Annotated in this window: 14 protein-coding genes; 4 read left to right on the top strand and 10 right to left on the bottom strand. The window is 47.9% G+C overall.

Annotated elements, in window-relative coordinates; all coding sequences use genetic code 11:
* Positions 1-8 precede the first annotated feature (8 nt).
* The 6 genes from MHB84_RS16280 to uvrB all read right to left on the bottom strand — a co-directional run bounded on the left by MHB84_RS16280 (position 9) and on the right by uvrB (position 12,278).
* Positions 9-2,522 carry a U32 family peptidase gene (locus tag MHB84_RS16280; protein WP_076287654.1) on the bottom strand — a complete coding sequence of 838 codons (2,514 nt, stop codon included), beginning with the start codon at positions 2,520-2,522 and terminating at the stop codon, positions 9-11.
* A 331-nt stretch (positions 2,523-2,853) separates the two neighbouring features.
* Positions 2,854-4,752, bottom strand: a complete 1,899-nt coding sequence (locus tag MHB84_RS16275; RefSeq protein ID WP_256716720.1) for a stalk domain-containing protein — start codon at positions 4,750-4,752, stop codon at positions 2,854-2,856.
* Positions 4,753-4,809: 57 nt separating this feature from the next.
* The gene (locus tag MHB84_RS16270; protein WP_083678751.1) at positions 4,810-5,961 is read right to left on the bottom strand and encodes a trypsin-like peptidase domain-containing protein; all 1,152 of its coding nucleotides are present in this window, start codon (positions 5,959-5,961) and stop codon (positions 4,810-4,812) included.
* A 271-nt stretch (positions 5,962-6,232) separates the two neighbouring features.
* Positions 6,233-6,445 carry a hypothetical protein gene (locus MHB84_RS16265; RefSeq protein ID WP_076287653.1) on the bottom strand — a complete coding sequence of 71 codons (213 nt, stop codon included), beginning with the start codon at positions 6,443-6,445 and terminating at the stop codon, positions 6,233-6,235.
* Between the two features lie 320 nt (positions 6,446-6,765).
* Positions 6,766-9,624 (bottom strand): excinuclease ABC subunit UvrA, encoded by a 2,859-nt coding sequence (gene uvrA / locus MHB84_RS16260; protein ID WP_076287652.1) that lies wholly within the window; start codon positions 9,622-9,624, stop codon positions 6,766-6,768.
* A gap of 662 nt (positions 9,625-10,286) precedes the next feature.
* Positions 10,287-12,278: an excinuclease ABC subunit UvrB gene (uvrB, locus tag MHB84_RS16255; RefSeq protein WP_076287651.1), complete on the bottom strand. Its 1,992-nt coding sequence runs from the start codon at positions 12,276-12,278 to the stop codon at positions 10,287-10,289.
* 169 nt (positions 12,279-12,447) lie between these two features.
* On the opposite strand from uvrB, the gene MHB84_RS16250 reads away from it, so the two are divergent.
* Together MHB84_RS16250 and MHB84_RS16245 are read left to right on the top strand one after the other, a co-directional pair.
* Entirely contained in the window at positions 12,448-13,245 is a 798-nt protein-coding gene (locus MHB84_RS16250) for a flagellar motor protein (protein ID WP_076287650.1), read from the top strand.
* Positions 13,229-14,071: a flagellar motor protein MotB gene (locus MHB84_RS16245; RefSeq protein ID WP_076287649.1), complete on the top strand. Its 843-nt coding sequence runs from the start codon at positions 13,229-13,231 to the stop codon at positions 14,069-14,071. Before MHB84_RS16250 ends, MHB84_RS16245 begins: the two co-directional genes overlap by 17 nt.
* 188 nt (positions 14,072-14,259) lie before the next feature.
* Here the strand turns inward: MHB84_RS16245 and MHB84_RS16240 are convergent, their stop codons facing one another.
* Genes MHB84_RS16240 through MHB84_RS16230 form a run of 3 tightly spaced genes read right to left on the bottom strand, consistent with a single transcriptional unit; the run spans position 14,260 to position 17,568 of the window.
* Complete coding sequence (locus tag MHB84_RS16240) at positions 14,260-15,438, bottom strand: ABC transporter permease (RefSeq protein WP_076287648.1); 1,179 nt, start codon at positions 15,436-15,438, stop codon at positions 14,260-14,262.
* Positions 15,431-16,621, bottom strand: coding sequence for an ABC transporter permease (locus tag MHB84_RS16235; protein ID WP_076287647.1), 1,191 nt, complete (start codon positions 16,619-16,621; stop codon positions 15,431-15,433). Before MHB84_RS16235 ends, MHB84_RS16240 begins: the two co-directional genes overlap by 8 nt.
* 11 nt (positions 16,622-16,632) lie before the next feature.
* On the bottom strand, positions 16,633-17,568 hold the full coding sequence (locus MHB84_RS16230; protein WP_076287646.1) for an ABC transporter ATP-binding protein: 936 nt from the start codon (positions 17,566-17,568) through the stop codon (positions 16,633-16,635).
* Between the two features lie 209 nt (positions 17,569-17,777).
* Between MHB84_RS16230 and MHB84_RS16225 the strand changes: the two genes are divergently transcribed.
* Positions 17,778-19,052: a sensor histidine kinase gene (locus MHB84_RS16225; RefSeq protein WP_076287645.1), complete on the top strand. Its 1,275-nt coding sequence runs from the start codon at positions 17,778-17,780 to the stop codon at positions 19,050-19,052.
* A gap of 19 nt (positions 19,053-19,071) precedes the next feature.
* The gene (locus MHB84_RS16220) at positions 19,072-19,761 is read left to right on the top strand and encodes a response regulator transcription factor (RefSeq protein WP_076287644.1); all 690 of its coding nucleotides are present in this window, start codon (positions 19,072-19,074) and stop codon (positions 19,759-19,761) included.
* 52 nt (positions 19,762-19,813) lie between these two features.
* On the opposite strand, the gene MHB84_RS16215 is transcribed toward MHB84_RS16220, so the two are convergent.
* On the bottom strand, positions 19,814-21,139 hold the full coding sequence (locus MHB84_RS16215) for a PDZ domain-containing protein (protein ID WP_076287643.1): 1,326 nt from the start codon (positions 21,137-21,139) through the stop codon (positions 19,814-19,816).
* Positions 21,140-21,175: the final 36 nt, after the last annotated feature.

The raw sequence follows: 21,175 nt of genomic DNA, 5'->3' as shown, positions 1-21,175 counted from the left end.
CGATCCTATTATTTCACCAGTTGACCACGCGTTACGCCAAGCTGGTTTGTTGCTTTCAGTGTTTTCCAAACTTGTGTACCACTGATCTCGCCACGCAGAGCACGATTGTACAGATCAATAACCTCGCGCACCTGCTCAGGGGATTCTTCCAGGAATTCAACACGGTAGCGGGATACACCCAGATCCATGAAGTTGGTCAGGTATTCTGCACCGGATTGTTCCACCGCATTATACACGGTATTACGGCAGCCTTCGTCCACACGTACTGGGTGAGACATACCGATCCGATCTTGCAAGGAAGCCCGGTGATCTTCACATGGACGTCCACAGTTCGTAAAGTCGGTTCCTTCACTCATAAACGTACAGTACACACAGTGCTCAGTATGGAACATCGGCAAATGCTGATGAATAACAACTTCCGTCTGACTTGTACGGGAGTGTCCCAGCAAATCAACCATTTGCTGAATGTTCAGGTCATAAGAAGGTGTAATCCAGTCACAACCTGCTTCCAGGAATAGTTCCACTGCTTTGTGATTGGCAATGTTGAGTGAGAAGTCACCGATCAATTCCGGGTGCTTCGCATCCGGGTTCTCCATCCGGTGGCGCAAGTAGAAGTACAATGCACCCGTATTACGTACGAGCACAGCATCCGGCTGTAAACGCAGGATGTTGTTGTGATACCCGTTCTCGCCAGGCATATGAATGCGTGGTGTTGCCAACGCAATCTTGCGGCCTGCGGCACGAACAGCTTCCACCGCTGCCGGGAACTGCTTGATAAACTCGAAGTCGGCGTAGATCATGCCGACACCCGCTTCTAGCGCTGCCTCCACTTGTGGCAGGCTGCGGCAAAGCGCGGTCAGCTCCGCATGACCGCGGGCAACTGGCGCTGCTGGTTTAACCGCATCGCCGTAGACTTCCACCGCCCGTTTCACGTAAACGGGCGGTTTAGGGCGCTCGCCCGCGAGTTGTTCCACCGCCTGACGGCGAATGTTATTCAACTCACGCATCGGGATGATGACGTCACCGTGCAGGTTGACGTCCAATTCTTCCAGCTGGAACACAGTGCCGCCCAGACGTCCGAATTGCTCTTCGAGCAGTTCGTGCGTCATTGGACGCTTCTGGGCAATATCCAGTTCCATCTCGGAATTCACACGGACTGTCGTGCCCTTCTGCACGTCCGTCCACCATGTGCTAAGCGGCTGGCCTGGGCTGCCGATAACTTTTACGTTTACCGGGAAGATGCGATAAGGCTTCTCGGTTTCAAAGCTCTGACGCAGACGTTTGTCCAGCGCCGGATCATTCGTTTTCCATACTTTGTCGCCAACTTTCACGCGGCGCAGGTCCACGTCACTACGGCCTGGTACAACGTCCACGATCCAGCCTTCCTCGGCTTCGCCTTCAAGCTTCACGCCTTTGCGACGTACATCGTAGACACGTCCGCCCTCTTCCTTCTTCGTCGGATCTCCGGCATCAAATACGATTCCGTCTCCACGTTTCACTGGTGCATCCAGCTTCAGGACGACACCATCACGCAATACTTGGTCTACACGACCCAGATAGACGCCACGGCTTTTCGGGAATGTACCGTCAACCAGCTGTTTATTATTCGTTCCATCCAGGAAGCCGTGTGTGAATCCACGAGAGAAGCTCTGCTGCAATTCACGAACTTCTTCCTTACTTGGAGGAGTATTATCTCCATCAAAGTAACGGTCAATCGCTTTGCGGTATTTACTAACCACGTTGGCCACGTATTCCGGCGTTTTGAGACGTCCTTCGATTTTGAAGGAAGTTACGCCTGCTTCGATCAGTTCCGGCATCAAGTCAATCGCAGCCAGATCCTTCGGAGACAGCAGATACGCCACATCGCCCATTGGTTTATGCTCGCCATCCACCATCAGGTCGTACGGCAGACGACAAGCCTGTGCACATTCCCCACGGTTGGCGGAGCGTCCACCCCACATTTCAGATGTCAAACATTGCCCAGAATAAGATACACACAACGCACCGTGAACAAATACTTCCATCGGCAACTTCGCCTGTTCTCCGATCTTCTGGATCTGCTTCAGGTTGTTCTCCCGTCCAAGCACGACACGTTCCATATCAAACGGCTTCGTAAACTCCACCGCTTCCGGTGACGTAATCGTCATTTGGGTGGAACCGTGAATCGGGAAATCCGGCGAGATCTCGCGAATCATTTTGACCAGACCCAAATCCTGTACAATTACGGCATCCACACCTGCATCGACACAAGCATCAATCAGTTCTTTGGCATCCGTCAATTCATTTTCAAAAATCAATATATTAAAGGTCAAAAAACCTTTTACGCCATAACTGTGCAAAAACGCCATAATCTCTGGCAGCTCGTCCATACGGAAATTGTTCGCCCGTGCCCGTGCATTAAATTTTTCGACTCCGAAGAAAATCGCATCCGCGCCGTTGGCTACCGCCGAACGCATACAATCCCAGTCACCTGCGGGTGCCAGAAGCTCAACGTCTTCTCTTCGTATTGTTGCTGTTTTCATGTGTATCCTCCCCATAACCGGCATAGCCGGATTTCATCCCTGTACCCTGTACGCTAAATCCTGTACTTAATTCCATACGCCTGCATTATCACTATATCGCTATATCTATACATTATGTCTGTATTGCCTGATTCCCAAGCCTACAGTCATTCTTATTTTTCAGAACAGCAGTCATAACTCCTGAACTAGTATAGTGTACCACTTCTGCAACGACTCTTCTACGCTTTCCTGAAAAAACCGTTTATCATTTTCATTTCCATCTCAATATGAAAAACCGGAAGGTCTCTTGACCCTCCGGCAACACACATCTATTTTATTTCAGTATTTCGCATTATTTGATAAAAGTAAATGAGTTCACGGCTTTTTCCAGCGCCGCTGCCTGGACTTCTGTCTTGTTGGCGTCATTCAGCCCGCTCGTAATGGTATACGTCGTTCCATTCTGTTCAAATACGATCTGACGTCCGGTATACGGCACACCATTGTCCACTTCATGATAGATAAAGGAAAACGCAGGCACACCCGCAAACGTCAACTCCTCACTGCTAAGCAACTTGAAGTTTTTACGCGTTTTGGTTGCTTCCGCATAGGCCTCTCTAAGTTGGCTGACGGTCATTTCAATGGATTTGTCCTCACTTGCGGCAATGGAGAATTGGCCACCTGTGAAGGTATACACGACAGGAGAATACTCAAACCGATCATTGTACGGCGTCCAGTAACGCGGAATATCTACACTGTAATGATAACGTTTGGACGTTCGTGTCACAGCTTTTGTTTTATCCGTCAAATACGGGTCTTCATCCAGCTGTCCGAAATTATCGGATACGGTATCAAAATCAATCTCGACACTCTTCATGATACTCTTAAACCATTCACGATCCTTCGTTTGCTCCTCAGGGAACGTATACTCTGCATAATAGCGATAGCCGTTTTTTTGCAAAAGAACATCAAACTCCGTCTGCCATCCATCGCCAAAGTTATAACGGAACTCATTCACCTCAGCAGTCTCGCCTGATACATCCATCGTATACGAACCTATCGGTTCATAACTTTCCCGCGTGAACGTCTCACGCATCCATTTGTCCAGTTGACCGCTCCACTCTTTGACCGTCGCACCTTTCGGTGCAGATGTAACACGCAGCTGCAGATATGCACCATCTTTGGCTTCGTATATCATCTGTGTGTTGTCCATGGACCAACCTGCTGGAATCTTCAGTTCAATGCCATAATCGTCATTCCAGGTAGAGCGCATACCCTCATCCACGGTTGAAAGATCCTTAATTGTACGATCGGACTGTGCATAAGTAGGCTGGAATGAATTAAGCAGCGCTGCACGTTTGCCCAGATCCTTGTAATTCAGTGCTTCATAATCGGCAAGGTATACGTCATATTGGCGACCATCATGAATATATTGGCGCATTTCCCATAACACCCCGTCCGCATCTTTAACCACAATCCGGGCAAAAGGGTTTTTTCCTTTGTCAATTGATTCCCGATCGAGCACCGTGTCTCCGCTCTCTTTCGCTTCCTGAACAAGCTGCTGTAACAAATCATCCGAATCCAGATTCACATCCTGGTCACTCACGTACACTTCAAGATAATAACTGCTGTCCTCCGCGCCAAATGTCATCATGCGCTCCTGCTCACCGGTTTGCAAAATCATGAGGTCGGATGGGTAATTAATGGACCAGTCGTAATAACTGTTACCAATTCTCGTTTTGCCTTCATCCAGATTAAGGCCGCCCTCGTCTTCATCCGTCGATTCATCCGTTTGCAATAATCGAATGACCATTTCTCCAGAGCTACTTGGGGCAAGTGTAGCGCCAATCCCTGCGGCTACCGGTCGGAGTGGCACCATGAGCACGCCATTTACCATTTTTGGGGCAGCCCCCATCTCTTTTTTGACTCCATCCACCCAGGCAATCGAACTGCCAATGGTTAAGGTGACAGTATGCGGGCCTTCCTTAACCTTGACCACATCATTCTTCTCCAGTCGGATCTCGCTGCCAAAAGCTTTCTTGAATACACCGACAGGAACCATCGTAACCCCTTTGAACTTATATGGTTTGGCGATTGCCTGCTTGCTGCCGTTGATATAGGCGCTCGTACTACCCGCTGTGATCCGCAGCTCACTTGTTATAAGATCGGATGCCCACGCAGGCAATGCCGCTCCAATGCTCAGCATCCCGGCTAACATTCCTGTGCTCAGCACACGTAAAAATGATTTTTTCATTCCGTTCATTCGTCCTCTCTGGATCCGGATTGCTCGCCGGGCTTTATTGATCTTCATCTACAGTGAACTGCTCATCTCATCGTCTTGGATATCCGCTCGATCAGCAAGGACCACCGTACGAGTGACAATATCGCCGTCCGTTTGCATTAACAGTTTGACCTTCTGTCCTGGCACATACGTTTTGAGCAGCTCATTGATATCCACCACAGAGGACACACGTGTGCCTGCCACACTGTATAACACATCTCCCTCTTTGATTTTGGCTTTCTTCGCTTGAGCTGACAGCACACCCGTAATCGTCAAAGGATCATCTGTAGGCAGGCCCACAATCGCTGACCAGCTCTCTTCCAGTTGCAGTCCAAGGCTTGCACGCTTGATTTTTCCGTATTCAAAGAACTGATTAATAATATATTGAACGGTATCTACTGGAATTGAAAATCCCATGCTCTCGATACCCACCGCTGAAAATTTCATAGAGTTAATACCAACAACTTCACCTTTGAGGTTGACCAGCGGTCCGCCGCTGTTGCCCGGATTAATGGCCGTATCTGTTTGAATCAACCGATAGGTGGCCTCCACTCCCCGATTAAGCCCACTGATTACGCCTACTGTCGCCGAGTTACGCAAAGAGAAGGAGATCGGTGTGCCGATGGCAATGACGGTTTCTCCAACGGTTGTTTGTGAAGCTTTGGCAAAGGTCGCCGGTTTAAGAGATTTAGCATTAATTTTGATTAGAGCGATATCGCTTAACGGGTCACTGTATGTTTTGGTGATTTTATATGTATTGCCATCGGTCGTCACGACCAACGGATCGATTAATCCATCAACTACATGGGCGTTCGTCACAATCCAGCCGTTAGAGCGGATGATCACGCCAGTGCCATGAGCCAGGTTATAACGGTCCGATGTGACGCCATCCTGTGATTCAGTAGATTTGCCGATGATGCCTACAACAGACGGAGATACTTTTTCAATTACTTTCGGGACTGCTTCATTGCCCTTATACTGAAACGTTCCAGATTTGGCGTCATATTGCCCAGTTCCTCCGAGCGCTTTGACTAAATCCTTTGAATTAACATATACTTGTCCATCTACCACTTTGGCTTGCATACTTGATGAAGACTCCGCTGCTCCAGCCGTTGCTGCAACACTGATCGAGAGCACAGCAGCCATCAGTATGGCTACACCCTTTTTCCCCAACACTCTCATTCTCTCACCTAACCCTCTCTATATATCCTCCGTTATGCAACCGAAACCATAGGATCCAACACTGAATCTCTTTCTCTATTATCTGCAATACCGGTATCCTCAAATTTAACATACAAATTATTCCTGTACAATCGCTTTAAGACCTAATTTCTATAGAGAAGGCCGTATTATCCACACCACTCTGCAAAACACAAAAAAACACCCTCCTAAATTCCATGGAAAGTGTTTGTCTGTTCTTCTACTTGCTGTTTTCAAATAAGTTCAACGTTGTCTACGAACCAAACCAACCGGTAATCATGGCATAGTCCGTCAAAAGGAATACAAGCAGACTGACCACTGCAAATCCGATAGCAAACAAATTCTTCTTCGGTGCGCGAAGCAGACGAACCACTCCGATGAAAATCAGGATCGTAAATAAGATGACAAAAATATCAAACGCATTAAAATTTGAAGTACTCGCCGCGGCAGCTTCTGCAAACAGCATGGATAGACAGACCTCCTCACCATAGTTGAACAGCTAAACGCATACCCTAATATCTTCCTCTATGTTATCTGTACCCTGCTTGTAATGCAAGCCCTATCATCCAGAAAAATGAAAAAAATCCAGTTTGGCAGTAGATTGTTGGAATGCTTGCTCTACCGCATATGTAAACACTTTCACCGATTTCATATAAGATTGACACAACGGCAAAATATCAGAAAACCCTTCTTCTCGGAAGAAGAGGACATCGAATCATACATCGATGCGCCTACTTCATGAAAAGAAGGGTTAGATATTTAAAAACAAGCTGTAAACTGGAGCATTTACTCCGTCAATTGCAACGTCTTGCTTCGTTCCGTATCCCGCTCCAATACTGGCTTCAAGTACTTACCTGTATATGAAGCTTCCACTTTAATAATATCCTCTGGCGTACCTGTCGCAACAATGGTTCCGCCACCACTTCCACCTTCTGGACCCAGATCAACGATATAATCGGCTGTTTTGATAACATCCAGGTTATGCTCGATAACCAGTACCGATTCTCCGGAATCCACCAGACGGTGCAGGACGTTCAGCAGACGATCAATATCATCGACATGAAGACCAGTCGTTGGCTCGTCCAGAATATAGATGGTTTTACCCGTACTGCGACGATACAGCTCGGAAGCAAGCTTCACGCGTTGTGCTTCACCACCGGACAAGGTTGTTGCAGGCTGTCCCAAGTTAATATAGCCCAACCCCACGTCGAGCAAGGTTTGCATTTTGCGATGAATTTTCGGAATGTTCTCGAAGAACTGCGTTGCATCCTCTACCGTCATTTCCAGCACATCTGCAATATTTCTATTTTTGTATTTGACTTCAAGGGTTTCACGATTGTACCGTTTGCCTTTGCAGACCTCACAAGGCACGTAGACATCTGGCAGGAAGTGCATCTCAATTTTGATAATGCCGTCCCCGCGACATGCTTCACAACGACCGCCTTTAATATTGAAACTAAATCTGCCTTTTTTGTATCCGCGCACTTTGGCTTCATTGGTTTGTGCAAACAGATCACGGATGTCATCAAAAACGCCTGTATAAGTAGCCGGGTTGGAGCGTGGTGTCCGTCCGATTGGAGACTGGTCAATATCAATGACTTTATCGATATGTTCCAGACCGCGAATCTCTTTGTGCTGACCTGGGCGTACTCGTGCGCGGTTCAAATCACGCGCCAGCGTTTTATACAAAATCTCATTAATTAGCGTTGATTTACCCGAGCCGGATACACCCGTTACTGCGGTGAATACACCCACTGGAATTTTTACATTGAGGTTTTTCAGGTTATTTTCCTTCGCTCCACGCACTTCCAGCCAGCGGTCCCCGACACTACGACGTTCCGTACGTACCGGAATAAACTTGCGCCCGCTCAGATATTGACCCGTTAACGAGTTCTCGTCATTCATGATTTCTTCCGGTGTGCCCTGAGACATGATGGTACCACCGTGGATACCTGCCCCAGGACCAATATCGATAATATAATCGGCTGCCATCATCGTATCCTCATCATGTTCAACCACGATCAGTGTGTTACCGATATCCCGCATATGAGCGAGAGTTGAGATCAGACGATCGTTATCCCGTTGATGCAGACCGATACTCGGCTCATCCAGAATATACAGTACACCCATCAGGCTGGAACCAATCTGTGTCGCCAGTCTGATCCGCTGGGCTTCACCACCGGACAACGTTCCTGCAGCACGGCTCAGGGTCAGATAATCTAATCCTACGTTTACCAGGAAGCCGAGACGGCTGTTGATTTCTTTTAAAATAAGCTTAGCGATTATTTCTTCTTTTTCACTCAATTGTAGCGAGTCGAAGAAACGACCAGCTTCTCCAATGGACAAACTTGTCACATAAGCCATGTTGTGATCGTTAATCGTAACAGCAAGGCTTTCACGTTTCAGTCGCTGACCTTTACATGTTCCACAAGGCTTAGCACTCATATAACCTTCAATGAATTCACGGATACCTTCGGATGCTGTCTCACGGTAACGGCGCTCCAGATTATTCACAATACCCTCAAAGGTAACCAGTGCTTCTTTCCGTTGTCCAAAATCATTCTCGTACCGGAAACGAATTTTCTCCGTACCTGTACCCTGCAACAGCTTGTTCATTTGTTCAGCAGGCAAATCTTCTACAGGTACGTTTTGTGGAATGTTAAAGTGCTCGCATACCGATTTGAGGAACTGCGGATAATAGGTGGATGTGCCACCTGTCCAAGCATCAAACGCACCGTCTTCAATTGTTTTGCTACGATCCGGTACTAACAGGTCCGGGTCAACAATCATTTTGACACCTAATCCATCACAATCCGGGCAGGCGCCAAATGGGCTGTTGAATGAAAACATGCGCGGCGCCAGCTCTTCAATACTGAACCCGCACACCGGGCAGGCAAAGTTGGAACTGAAGCGCAGTTCTTCTTCACCCATAATATCTACCAGCAGTTGTCCACCGGACAGATTAAGTGCAGTCTCAATAGAGTCGGCCAAACGTGATTGCACATCTTCCTTGATCACGATCCGGTCAACCACAACTTCAATCGTATGTTTTTTGTTCTTCTCCAATTGAATATCTTCGGACAGATCACGTAACTCTCCGTTCACTCGAACACGGACAAAACCTTGTTTGGAGATATCGGAAAACACACTTTTGTGTTCACCCTTGCGTCCCGAGACAATCGGTGCCAGAATCTGCAACCGGGTCCGTTCAGGATATTGCATTATGCGGTCTACCATTTGTTCAACGGTCTGGGAGCTAATTTCCACGCCATGATCCGGACAATGAGGATGTCCCACACGTGCAAATAACAGACGCAGATAGTCATAGATTTCCGTAACGGTTCCCACAGTAGAACGCGGGTTACGACTTGTCGTTTTCTGATCTATGGAGATAGCCGGGGATAATCCTTCAATGGAATCAACGTCCGGTTTCTCCATCTGCCCCAGAAACTGTCGTGCATAAGCCGATAATGATTCAACGTAACGTCGCTGTCCTTCGGCATATATCGTATCAAAAGCCAGCGAGGACTTGCCTGAGCCACTCAGACCGGTCAATACAACAAAACGGTCACGCGGGATGGTGATATCAATGTTTTTGAGGTTATGCGCTCGCGCGCCTTTGATGACAATGTTCTCGCTCGCCAATGGTATTCATCCTTTCAATGTTGAAATTCCAACCTTTTTTAAAGGCTTTTCGATCCCTCCCAAACCCTCCCTTCCAAGGGAGGGCCCCAAAGGGCACAGCCCTCTGGACACCCGAAACAAGCGGTGCAATGGTGAATGGTCGGGTCTTGCTATGTGAAGGTTGTCGTGTGCCCGCAGCTTCGTCCAAGATCCCAGCCGATCGCTGGTCTCTTGGACGGCCGCTCTACCACGAGAGGGCGCTCACGGCTTCGCCTCGTTCGCGAAGATCGCCATTGCCTTTGGCTCGGCTCCCCTTAAACACTAGGACGCTCACGGCTTTGCCTCGTTCGCGAAGGTCGCCATTGCCTTTGGCTCGGCTCCCCTTAAACACCAGGGCGCTCACGGCTTCGCCTGCTCGCGATGGTCGCCATTGCCTTCGGCCCGGCTCCCGAGTACACGACTTCCAAATGTTTTCCTATAAACCTTTTAACCAATTTCAACTTTTCTATCAGTATAGACCTGATTTTAGGTTTTCAACATGTCTAATTATCGGTAGACATCACTGATTTCCTGACTCAACAAGAGAACGGCCACCCGGCCGTTCTCTTGTTGCAGATCTATCCTTGCTGCGACACATTCATTACTGTGCCTCTATCTTATATTTCTACAGTCTGCTTAATAAGCTATTCTGCGCGCAGTTCCAGCAATGCATCGCGAAGTTCAGCAGCACGCTCAAACTGCAAGTTTTTGGCTGCGTCTTTCATCTCTGCCTCTAGGCGCTGAATAAGTGACTGACGTTCCTTCTTCGACATCTTCTCGGCAGCGCCTGTAAGATAGTCTTTCTTGGATTCGGCAACTTTGGTTGCTTCAATCACATCACGCACTTTTTTACGTATCGTCTGTGGTGTAATGCCATGCTCTTCGTTATATTCAATCTGGATTGCACGACGGCGTTCCGTTTCCTTAATCGCCTTATCCATCGAATCCGTCACTTTGTCACCATACAGAATGACTCTACCTTCGCTGTTCCGCGCTGCCCGACCAATCGTTTGGATCAGTGAGCGTTCCGAGCGTAGGAAGCCTTCTTTGTCGGCATCCAAAATGGCTACCAGAGAAACTTCTGGAAGATCCAGACCTTCCCGGAGCAAGTTGATTCCGATAAGGACATGGAAAACCCCTAGCCTTAGATCACGCAGGATCGCCATACGCTCCAACGTCTTGATCTCGGAGTGCAAATAACGAACCTTGATTCCGATCTCCTTCAGATAATCTGTTAAATCCTCGGACATCTTCTTCGTTAATGTTGTAATCAGAACCCGCTCGTCTTTCGCAATCCGGTCGTTAATCTCACCGATCAGGTCATCGATCTGCCCCTTCGTTGGACGCAGTTCAATAATTGGATCAAGCAGACCGGTTGGACGAATGATCTGTTGTACCATCGTATCCGTATGCTCTATCTCGTAAGGACCTGGTGTCGCGGATACATAAATGATCTGATTCATCTTTTCTTCAAACTCGTCGAATTTGAGCGGACGGTTATCCAGTGCAGATGGCAGACGGAATCCGTGATCAACAAGTACAGTCTTCCGTGCTTGGTCACCGTTATACATTGCACGGATCTGTGGCAGCGTCACGTGGGACTCATCGACCACAATCAACATATCATCTGGGAAATAGTCCATCAGTGTGTAAGGTGTATCGCCTCGTTCACGGAACGTCAGTGGTCCGGAATAGTTCTCAATCCCTGAACAGAACCCTACTTCCTTCATCATCTCGATATCGTAACGTGTACGTTGCTCCAGTCGCTGAGCCTCCAGCAATTTCCCCTGTTCTCTCAGCACTTCAAGACGTTCTTCCAGTTCACGCTCAATGTTCACCAGCGCGACACGCATCGTCTCTTCTTGGGTTACGAAGTGAGATGCCGGGAAGATGGCGATATGTTCACGTTCGCCAACCAATTCTCCAGTTAACACGTCAATCTCCGTAATCTTTTCAATCTCATCACCGAACAATTCCACCCGAATCGCATGTTCACCCTTTGATGCAGGGAAAATCTCGATAACGTCACCGCGAACGCGGAACGTGCCACGCACAAAGTTAATGTCATTACGCTGATATTGAATCTCTACCAGACGAGACAAAATCTGATTGCGTGGTTTCTCCATCCCTACCCGTAGGGACAGAAGCATGCTGGAATAGGAGTGCGGCGAACCCAAACCATAGATGCAGGATACACTCGCTACAATAATGACATCCCTGCGTTCAAACAATGAACTCGTAGCCGCATGGCGCAACTTATCGATCTCTTCATTGATACTTGAATCCTTCTCGATATACGTATCCGAGGAAGGAATATAGGCTTCTGGCTGAAAGTAATCGTAGTAACTGACAAAATACTCAACCATGTTATTCGGAAAAAAGTCTTTGAACTCACTTGCAAGCTGTGCTGCCAGCGTTTTATTGTGGGCAATAATCAGCGTGGGACGTTGCAGCTTGGCAATCGTCTGTGCAATGGTGAATGTCTTACCTGTACCGGTTGCACCCAGCAGCGTCTGATATCTCTTCCCTTCCTGAACACCCTTCACCAATTCTTCAATGGCTACAGGCTGATCACCTTGGGGAGAAAACTCTGACTCGATTTCGAACGTTTTGTCGCTCATTATAATATCGCTCATTGCCGTATCTCACCCTATCGTCTAAAATAATAGTCACTATATATTGTCGAAGTTCCCCGAATTTACATATGGGAAAACTTATAGTAATAAGAATATTTGTTCCCGTTTAATTATACCTCGTCTGTGCAAGTGATGCAATCGCGAACTAAAGATAGGAGTGGGTTAATTTATGGATATTGCGACACTTATCGGCATTATTGCCGGGATTGCCGCAGTCATTAGTGGTTTCTTATGGGAAGGTGGCCAATTATCCGGTCTGATGCAAAAGACCGCTGCTCTAATTGTATTTGGTGGAACGATCGCCGCAGTTGTTGCCAGTTTCCCTGCACATCGGCTGCGTACGATTCCTGCTGCCCTCCGCATGGCCTTTGGGCGTAACAACAATGACTCAAGCCAGTGGGTTGAAGAACTTGTAGATATGTCTTCAATTGCTCGCCGCTCAGGCGTACTTGCACTGGAACGAAAAGTGATAGACCATCCGCATCCATTTTTACAAGATGGTATTCAAATGGTTGTCGATGGCACAGATCAGGATGTAGTTCGCCAGATCATGGAGATGGAGATTGATTCCGTCGAACAAAAATATGAAGGTTATGCCAAAATTTTTGAATCAGCAGGCGGTTATGCTCCAACGATGGGTATCATTGGTACCGTGATGGGACTTATTCAGGTACTTGGCAGTCTGACCGATCCTACCGGACTCGGACCAGCAATTGCTGTTGCCTTTACCGCAACCCTTTACGGGGTCGCCAGTGCCAATCTTATCTTTTTACCCATTGCTTCTAAAATTAAATCCCGTGGAGCAGACGAAATTCAATCGATGGAAATGCTGCTCGAAGGCGTACTATCCATCCAGAACGGGGAAAACCCTCAGCTTGTGCGTAAACGGCTCGAGTCCTTTACACTTACTCACCGCCAAATTACACGTCCTGTAGTGAAGGAGGGATTGGATGAGTCGGCGCAGTAAACGGCGCGGAAAACGTGAACCTGGAGATCATCGAGATCGCTGGATGATTACCTATGCCGATCTCATTACCCTGCTACTGATCTTTTTTGTGATCATGTATGCCATGAGCAATCTGGATTCTGGTAAATACGATGTGGTTACTCAATCGTTGCAAAATACTTTCAACCAATCCAATTCCCTGCTTGATCAAGGGGAAGGCCTTGGTGGTACTGCTGGACAAGCCATTACCAAAAATCCACCTTCTCACATTCAGGGTGAAGATCCCGGAGAAGGCGAAGGTTCTCCTTCCGGCTCCGAGACAGGTACGCCAGATGATGAAGATCAGCCACTTACGGAGCGGGAAGAGCAATTCAGATCACAGGAGCAGGAACTGCAAAATCTGTTCAATGTGATTACCCAGTATATCGAAGACAATAAACTGGAAAATCAGATTTTTGTTGCGGACAAGCCGCAAGGCATCTCTATCACACTCAGCGACCGCTTCCTGTTTGATCAGGGAAAGGCCGCACTCAAAAGTGATGCTGCACCCACACTGAGCAAATTGGCAAGCCTGTTCCGTGATCTGAGCACGGTTGTCAGCATTGAAGGACATACGGACAACGTTCCTGTCGGAGCGAACGCAACCTATAAAGACAATTGGGAGCTTTCCGGGGAACGTGCACTGTCTGTATTGCGATTTTTTCTCGACAAAGAAAAGCTTGACCCTGACGGATTTCAATATGCCGGATACGCGGATACGCGCCCAACTGGGGATAATACTACCGCCGCAGGGCGGCAAAAAAATAGACGTGTGGAAATCACCGTTTTACGTCAACTCCAGCCTTAATCTCCAACATTTCCTATGAAGCATCCTTGCTTTATTATAAAAAGCACGTTCTTACTGAATTCGATTCAGCAGAACGTGCTTTTTTTTATACTTCTATCTCTTATTGCTAAACGACAGATCCTTATTTTCTTCGTTGTACAGCAATGGCACACGATGTGATTACCTTCATCATACAAACGATCAACACATTACGCATCTACGCCTGGCTGGCTGGGACGAAGAATCGCAGAACCCACCGTCAGTAAAATAGCTGCCATGCCAAACAGTATCAGTAGCGGCATTGTAATATCTGACAACGTACCACCAGCAGAGATCGTTTCCACCGCTTGAATCGCCCATTTCTGCGGAACAAAATTAGCAAGTTTTTGCATGTAATCCGGCATGATCGACAGCGGCCAGAAACAGCCACCAATCATACACGTCGGTGTGATAATCAGTGAATTCAGCATAGTTGCATTTTTGGATTCACGAATCAAACCGGCAACCGTACTCGCAATCCCCATGGAGACCAGCATAAATGCGGCCAGAATGAGAAGATGGATGCCAAATGGAAGCCCCGCATCATAATGTAGCCCCCATCTGCTAATCACCAGCACCAAAACAATTTGGATCAAACCGATCGCAAAACTTCCCAAAAAATTGCCCAGTGCAATTTCATAAGCGCGGACCGGCGCCGTGTAGACTCTGGCCATCGTCCGCTTCCTGCGGTCTTCCATAATAACAGCAACTGTACTGGTCAGCAGACCCATCATGAACATAATTGTAAATCCGGTTACGTTGTTCAAACCCGGTTTTGGATAAATCTTCAGCTCAGTTGCTTCACCCGAAATTTGATGTTTACCAAGTTCAATTAACAGCTCTTTAAATTTTGCTTGGGCCAGAGCTGGATCAGGAGTCTCACCCGATGCCGCATCTGTTGCTGCCAATACTGCCGAAGCAGATTGATTCAATCCCGCCGCCAAACCTTCAACAGCAGCTCTAAGCGTATAAGAGCTTTCACTGACACGAAGTTCTACCAGCTGGATTTCAGGCTGTTTGTCTTGCAGTAAATTGTCCGTGTAATGCGCCGGGATGACGAGTCCTGAACTCCCCCTTTGCTGCGCGATGGCTTCATTAACTTCCCCAACGGTTTTCATGGGTTTGAGCAAATATTCCTCTTTGCGGCCAAGCTCATCCAAGATCCATCTGCCTGCTGCACCCTGATCCTCGTTTACATAAGGAATGACTGCACGTGTTCCCTCCTCGCTCCCAAACAGCGCAATTGTTCCTGTGACGACAAGGCAAGGAAGAAGAAAGAATGTGATGAAACCACGTTTGCGCAATATCGTGCGCCGGATCATCAGCCAGGCAATATTCAGGCTATTCATAGCGATATCCCGCCTTTCTATAGATCAGTCCCGCTGCCGCCACCATTACTGCACATACCGAACCAAGCATCATGATGCTGTACATAATCTCACTTAAGGGAGCGTTCAGCATCATCCGCAGAAAACTTTGCAAAGCCCAGTGGTTTACCGTAAATTCGCTTATTCGCTGTACAAAACCAACGGCAATGGGTGTAAATCCACCGCTAATAAATGTCATGGCAATAATGATGCCTTGAAGAGCGGCGCTTGCGGATGCGGAATTCTTGAAAAGCAGGGCAACAATCACGCCGAGAGTCATGGAAGCCAGCGTAATCAGCACACAGATTAGAACAATTAGCCAGGGATGTGTGCCCCAGTTCACACCATATAACCAATGTGTCGCCAGTACGATGATGATGGCCTGCAAGAAAGCAATTAGGCTGTTGCCTGCAATTTTCCCTCCAAAAATGACCCCATTGCCGATTGGAGCTGCCTGTAAGCGAGTTAGCGTTTTTTTGTCTCTCTCACCAAACAGACTGTTGCTGGTTGTCATACCTGAGTAAAGCATGAACATGGCGAGCATGGAAGCTGCATAATATTGTGAAGCACTATAAGAGGTACCCACTTCTCCGGGACTGCTGACGGCTATATATGAAGAGCTCGTTCTATTGGTCTGTGAATGCTCAGCCATTGCAGCTACTGCGTCAGGACCTAACACTTTCGCAGCAGCGACCTGTCTGTTCAGTTCATCCGTGAACCGCGTAAACAAAGTCTCACCTACAACATTGAGCGTGCCATCTTTCCCCAGTATCCATTGCAACCTTGCCTCTCCCCCCTTCATGACCTGCTCTTCCAGATCTGATGGGACGATTACAGCAAAATCCAGATCACCACGTCGCAGTGCACTTACAGCCTCTTTTTCCGTAGGTATGTTCTGTACCTTCATCATTTCGCTTACTGCCAAAGATGTCACAAATGTATTTAAAGCTTCGCTGATCGCTCCAGAACCGGAATTCTTTTCAGTTTGAATGATGCCTACTCTCACCGGGTCAGGAATGGCTTCATTTGCCGACCCCATTGTACTGGAAAGAGCAGTACCCAATATAAAGATGAGCAGCAGTGGCAGAATAAACAGATTCAGCAGAACGGAACGAATTCTCAGAATCCGTCTCAATTCAAAGATGCAAATATGCCATATGTTCATCTGACATCCTCCTAGTCCCGAAGCGTACGTCCGGTCAGATTAAGGAAGAGCGTTTCCAGATCAGGCTCTTCAACCTTGAGCGATTGAATGGAGATTTCATGTTTGCTGCAAATGAAGAGCATATCCTGTAGGTCCTGCTGTGCAGAAGGCAGCGTAATAGTCAATGTATTGTCTGATACTTCTACCGCACGCACACGGGGATGAAGTTTTAACTTCTCCACAACGTCGTGACCAATGCCCGAAGTGGTGAGCACTATTTTTTCCTCAGATGCAACCCGTTCTCTCAGTTCTGCTTCGGTGCCGCAGGCGATGATATGCCCCCGATCCATAATCGCTACCCGGTGACTGATTGCAGCAACTTCCTCCATGTAATGACTTGTATAAATAATGGTTGACCCCATCTGATTAAGCGTACGGACCGACTCCAAAATATGATTCCGTGATTGCGGGTCAATGCCCACTGTTGGTTCATCCATAATGATTAAATCCGGCCGATGCATAATGGCACACGCAATGTTCAGCCTGCGTTTCATACCGCCAGAGAAAGTGAACGGGGCATCCTTCGCTTTGTCCTGCAAACCTACAAATTCGAGGGATTCCTGCACCCTTTCTTTAAGCATTTTTCCACGGAGTCCATATAGTCGGGCAAAAAAAGTGACATTCTCCGCAGCGGTCATCGTTTCGTATAGAGCCAGATCCTGTGGTACCAGCCCGATTTTGCGTTTTACTTCAAGCGGCCGCTCCTTGACTGATATGCCATCCAACCGAATTTCACCCTGATCCATATTTAAAAGACCAGCAATCATGCTAATGGTGGTACTTTTCCCAGCTCCATTGGGTCCAAGCAATCCAAAAATTTCACCTTTACCGACACTCAGATTTAAATGATCCACTGACAGCTTGCTACCGTATCGTTTCACGACGTGATCCACTTCAAGCATAGCCATAGATTATACACTCCTCTTCCGTCCAGCTTCCTGCGACTGGATTTTCATATCTGTATTGTAACGAATTGTGATCTTCTGCGAAGGTACGAAAGGTCATGAAACAAAGGTGACTTAAGTCATCTTCGGTTGGGAAAACTGCCTATGATATAATCGACATACATTACCGGAAGGTATACCTTCACTTCTAAAATAAAGGATGTCTTTGACATATGCCGATGCGGTTGCTGCAATACGGTTTACTCATAGTTCCTGCGGTCCTGTACATTCTGGTGCTACCCCTGGAACAAGAAGATAGCTATACTCTGTATATTATCATTGCGCTAGGACTCGCGGTGTGGAAAGACTTCTCCCGTTCAAGTATGCAGCTTTTGCTGCTCGCGGCCGAAATCCTCTTCAGCTGCTGGCTGATCGCTCTATATGGCCCATTTATGTTTTTCCTCTCCTTATCTGCGCTTTATGTGTACATGTACAGACTGGATAGGACCCAGCGATGGTTAATGCTCGCCATTCAGCTTATAGCCAGCAATATTGCGCTACATTGGTATTACGCCCCACCACAGGAGCTTCATGCGTGGCTTACACTTCACACCAACACGGCCATTCCTTTTAGCTTCACCCAAGAGACAATGGCTCGGGTTGCAGGTAACTTGCTCCTGCTCATCACCGCAACACTCTCTTGGCAGGGGTCTAGAAGCGCGAGCAGTCGTGGGCAGCTTGAACAGGTGTACGATGAGCTGAGAAGTAAACATTACGAGCTTCAGGAGGCACGCGAACAATTGCTGCAATTCACGAAGCAGCTTGAAGGAGCGGCACAGGTTGAGGAGCGTACCCGGATATCCCGACAGCTTCATGATGATATTGGTCATCGCCTGATTCGTACTAAAATGATGTCTGAGGCAGCCCTCTTGACCCTCCCTATACATCCTGAACAGGGCACAGAAATGGTGAGACAGATTCGGGATCAATTGGCCTCCAGTATGGATGACATGCGCACCACGCTTCACAAATTGCGGCCTGACTCTTATAAATCCGATGCCTATGCATTAGATCGTCTGCTTGAAGACGTTGGCCGGGAAACAGGTGTGAAAACGCGTTACGAAGTGCGTGGGCATTCACATGCACTCTATCCCAGTATGCAGATTGTCTTGTACAAAAATGCCAAAGAGGCCGTGACCAATGCACTCCGACATGGAAATGCTACTACGATTACGGTGGAACTGGAATTTGGAGAAAGAGAAATCTGTATGTCCATCAGCAACGATGGGAAGATCCATACCTTTACCACCAAGGAACAAACGAAAGGCAGACGTGAAGGATCACGTGCTAACCCGGGCTTAAAAGCAGAGTCTACAGGACTCGGCATGGGACTTGAAGGAATGCGCCTACGCACACAGTTGGTTGGTGGGAAACTGGAGATCAAGTCGGACTATCCCTATACGGTGATTACACGCCTGCCTATGGCGAACAAAGCTGAACTGATCTGAAAAAGGAAGTGATTTGCTCATGTCAGACCTGAATGAATTAAATAACTCGAGCCATTCTGTTCACCCTGAGTCCATTCGGCTGATGCTTGCGGATGATGATTCCTTTATCCGTGAAAGTCTCAAAGTCCTGCTTGGACTCGATCCCGGCATTACCGTTACAGGTACAGCTTCAAACGGCCGGGAAGCTCTGGAACTGCTGGAGTCCGGAACAATTGCCGACGTTGTACTTATGGATATTCGCATGCCAAATTGTGATGGAGTTGAAGGTACCCGAATCATTAAAACACGTTTCCCTGACGTGCGTGTACTGATGCTTACTACGTTTGACGATGATGAGTATATTATCCAGGCTTTGCAAAACGGAGCCAGCGGTTATTTACTTAAAAATGTGCCACCTGACCGGATCATTCAGGGCATCAAGACTGTACATAACGGGGATATGTTGATTCATCCCGATATTGCTCGTAAGCTCGCGAGTCTACTCCGTCCTGCTGCAGCGCCTCAGACACATGAACCCATTGACTCTTACGGACTAACCCGTATGGAAATGGCTGTTGCAGAGGCTATATCAGAAGGGCTGTCCAATAAAGAAATTGCCGCAAAACTATTCTTGAGTGAGGGCACAGTCAAAAACTATGTTACGGATATTCTCGGCAAGCTTAGTTTGCGCGACCGGACTCAGATCGCCATTTTCATGTTAAAAAAGTAGCAAAAAGGGTATTTCCCTCGCCTAATTAGGCGGAGGAAATACCCTTTCGTCATTACATCTCTACAGTTCTTTGCTCCCCCGCCGGGGCGGGTGGCAGTGCCAGTGGAGCCTCAACATCAAGCTGATCTTTCCGACGTCGTGCGAACAATTTGAGACTTACGATATGAAACAGAGTTAGCGGACGCAAGCGGAGCGCCCAGGCTTCATGATTGTCCGGAGCCATAAGCACCCCGAGCTGGTGATGCTCACCTTCATAGATCGCCCGTTGCATGAACTTGCTCTCACCCTGATGATTACGTACCTCCAGCTTACAAAATGCCGGATTCATCCGCAATGCGCGATGTAATTGCTCAGGCGAATGCACCAATACGCCATTCACCTTGTACAGGGTCTCCCCTGCTTCAATCCCCAGTTCTTCCGCGGGACTATCAGGAATGACGCCCAGCACCTTCAAGCCGTGCTCAGGGTGTACAAACAGCGGGCTGCGGTTTTGCTCCTCAAAGCCGCTGTACCACACCAGGAACTCATGCCCAATGAAAGCAGCCAATGCTGCGACAACCATGAGTGGAGACCACCATGCAGCCAGGAGGCTGAGCACAAGAAGTCCTGTCCCATATAACAGCAATCGTTTTGCGGAAATCTGAACTTTTTTCCCGGGGAGCATACTTTGCGTAACTTCTCCAAATCCGAGCATAATCGGCAGCGCAACCAGCATGTAGCTATTCCCTCCGCTGATCAGGGCGGTCCATGGCAATTCAGCCCCGCCCGTAACAGGAACCAGAATCAGTAACGGAATCGGCCAGAAATGCTGCAACTGATAGCCTCCAACAAGCTTGCCGCGTTTACCCTCGAAGAGCAAAGGTGATGCCATGGATACCCCTTGCATACGTACCATCAATGCTTCACCGATATGTAATACAGCTGCGAGCACAAGCAGTGCGGGCATATCCAGTGCACGTAATGCTTCAGTGACACTTCCCATCCATCCTGCCGGCTGCCAGCCCGAAGCCATATTTAAACCAAACTGCAACACACCAAGCAAACCTGCAGCATAAGCAAAACATAAGTATCGGATACGGAATAATGCCAGGAATAACGTAGCTGCCCATATACAGATCAGGCTGCTCAGTGTAAGATGTGCCCCGAGAAACAGCGATATAACGGAGACCACTACACCGATTACAATACCTCCAAGTACTGCACGAATGGTCTGTGTGATCGAGCTTTGCAAACGAACGTGGAACAATTTACGTTCCTGTAAGAGTTGACGATGATAAACGAGAGCAATCAAGATTACCGCAATATAATAAAACGGCTGAATAAACAACTGCAACAATGCTTCTCCTAATGTGGTCAACCATGGCCAAGCCCATTCCATTGTGGACGGTCACCCCTCTCCTTCAGCCGGTTCAGA

Origin of the sequence: Paenibacillus sp. FSL F4-0087 (assembly GCF_038020215.1) — a bacterium.
Lineage (GTDB): Bacteria > Bacillota > Bacilli > Paenibacillales > Paenibacillaceae > Paenibacillus > Paenibacillus taichungensis.
Note: the sequence above shows the minus strand (reverse complement) of the source record. Positions and strands in the feature narration are given on the sequence as shown.

Excerpts from the sequence above, each read along its gene's own strand:
- MHB84_RS16220 (WP_076287644.1), top strand. The coding sequence starts at position 19,072 with ATGTCAGACCTGAATGAATTAAATAACTCGAGCCATTCTGTTCACCCT.
- MHB84_RS16235 (WP_076287647.1), bottom strand. The coding sequence starts at position 16,621 with ATGAACATATGGCATATTTGCATCTTTGAATTGAGACGGATTCTGAGA.
- uvrB (WP_076287651.1), bottom strand. The coding sequence starts at position 12,278 with ATGAGCGATATTATAATGAGCGACAAAACGTTCGAAATCGAGTCAGAG.
- MHB84_RS16265 (WP_076287653.1), bottom strand. The coding sequence starts at position 6,445 with ATGCTGTTTGCAGAAGCTGCCGCGGCGAGTACTTCAAATTTTAATGCG.
- MHB84_RS16245 (WP_076287649.1), top strand. The coding sequence starts at position 13,229 with ATGAGTCGGCGCAGTAAACGGCGCGGAAAACGTGAACCTGGAGATCAT.
- MHB84_RS16275 (WP_256716720.1), bottom strand. The coding sequence starts at position 4,752 with ATGAAAAAATCATTTTTACGTGTGCTGAGCACAGGAATGTTAGCCGGG.
- MHB84_RS16250 (WP_076287650.1), top strand. The coding sequence starts at position 12,448 with ATGGATATTGCGACACTTATCGGCATTATTGCCGGGATTGCCGCAGTC.
- MHB84_RS16240 (WP_076287648.1), bottom strand. The coding sequence starts at position 15,438 with ATGAATAGCCTGAATATTGCCTGGCTGATGATCCGGCGCACGATATTG.
- MHB84_RS16280 (WP_076287654.1), bottom strand. The coding sequence starts at position 2,522 with ATGAAAACAGCAACAATACGAAGAGAAGACGTTGAGCTTCTGGCACCC.
- MHB84_RS16230 (WP_076287646.1), bottom strand. The coding sequence starts at position 17,568 with ATGGCTATGCTTGAAGTGGATCACGTCGTGAAACGATACGGTAGCAAG.
- MHB84_RS16215 (WP_076287643.1), bottom strand. The coding sequence starts at position 21,139 with ATGGAATGGGCTTGGCCATGGTTGACCACATTAGGAGAAGCATTGTTG.
- MHB84_RS16270 (WP_083678751.1), bottom strand. The coding sequence starts at position 5,961 with ATGAGAGTGTTGGGGAAAAAGGGTGTAGCCATACTGATGGCTGCTGTG.
- MHB84_RS16225 (WP_076287645.1), top strand. The coding sequence starts at position 17,778 with ATGCCGATGCGGTTGCTGCAATACGGTTTACTCATAGTTCCTGCGGTC.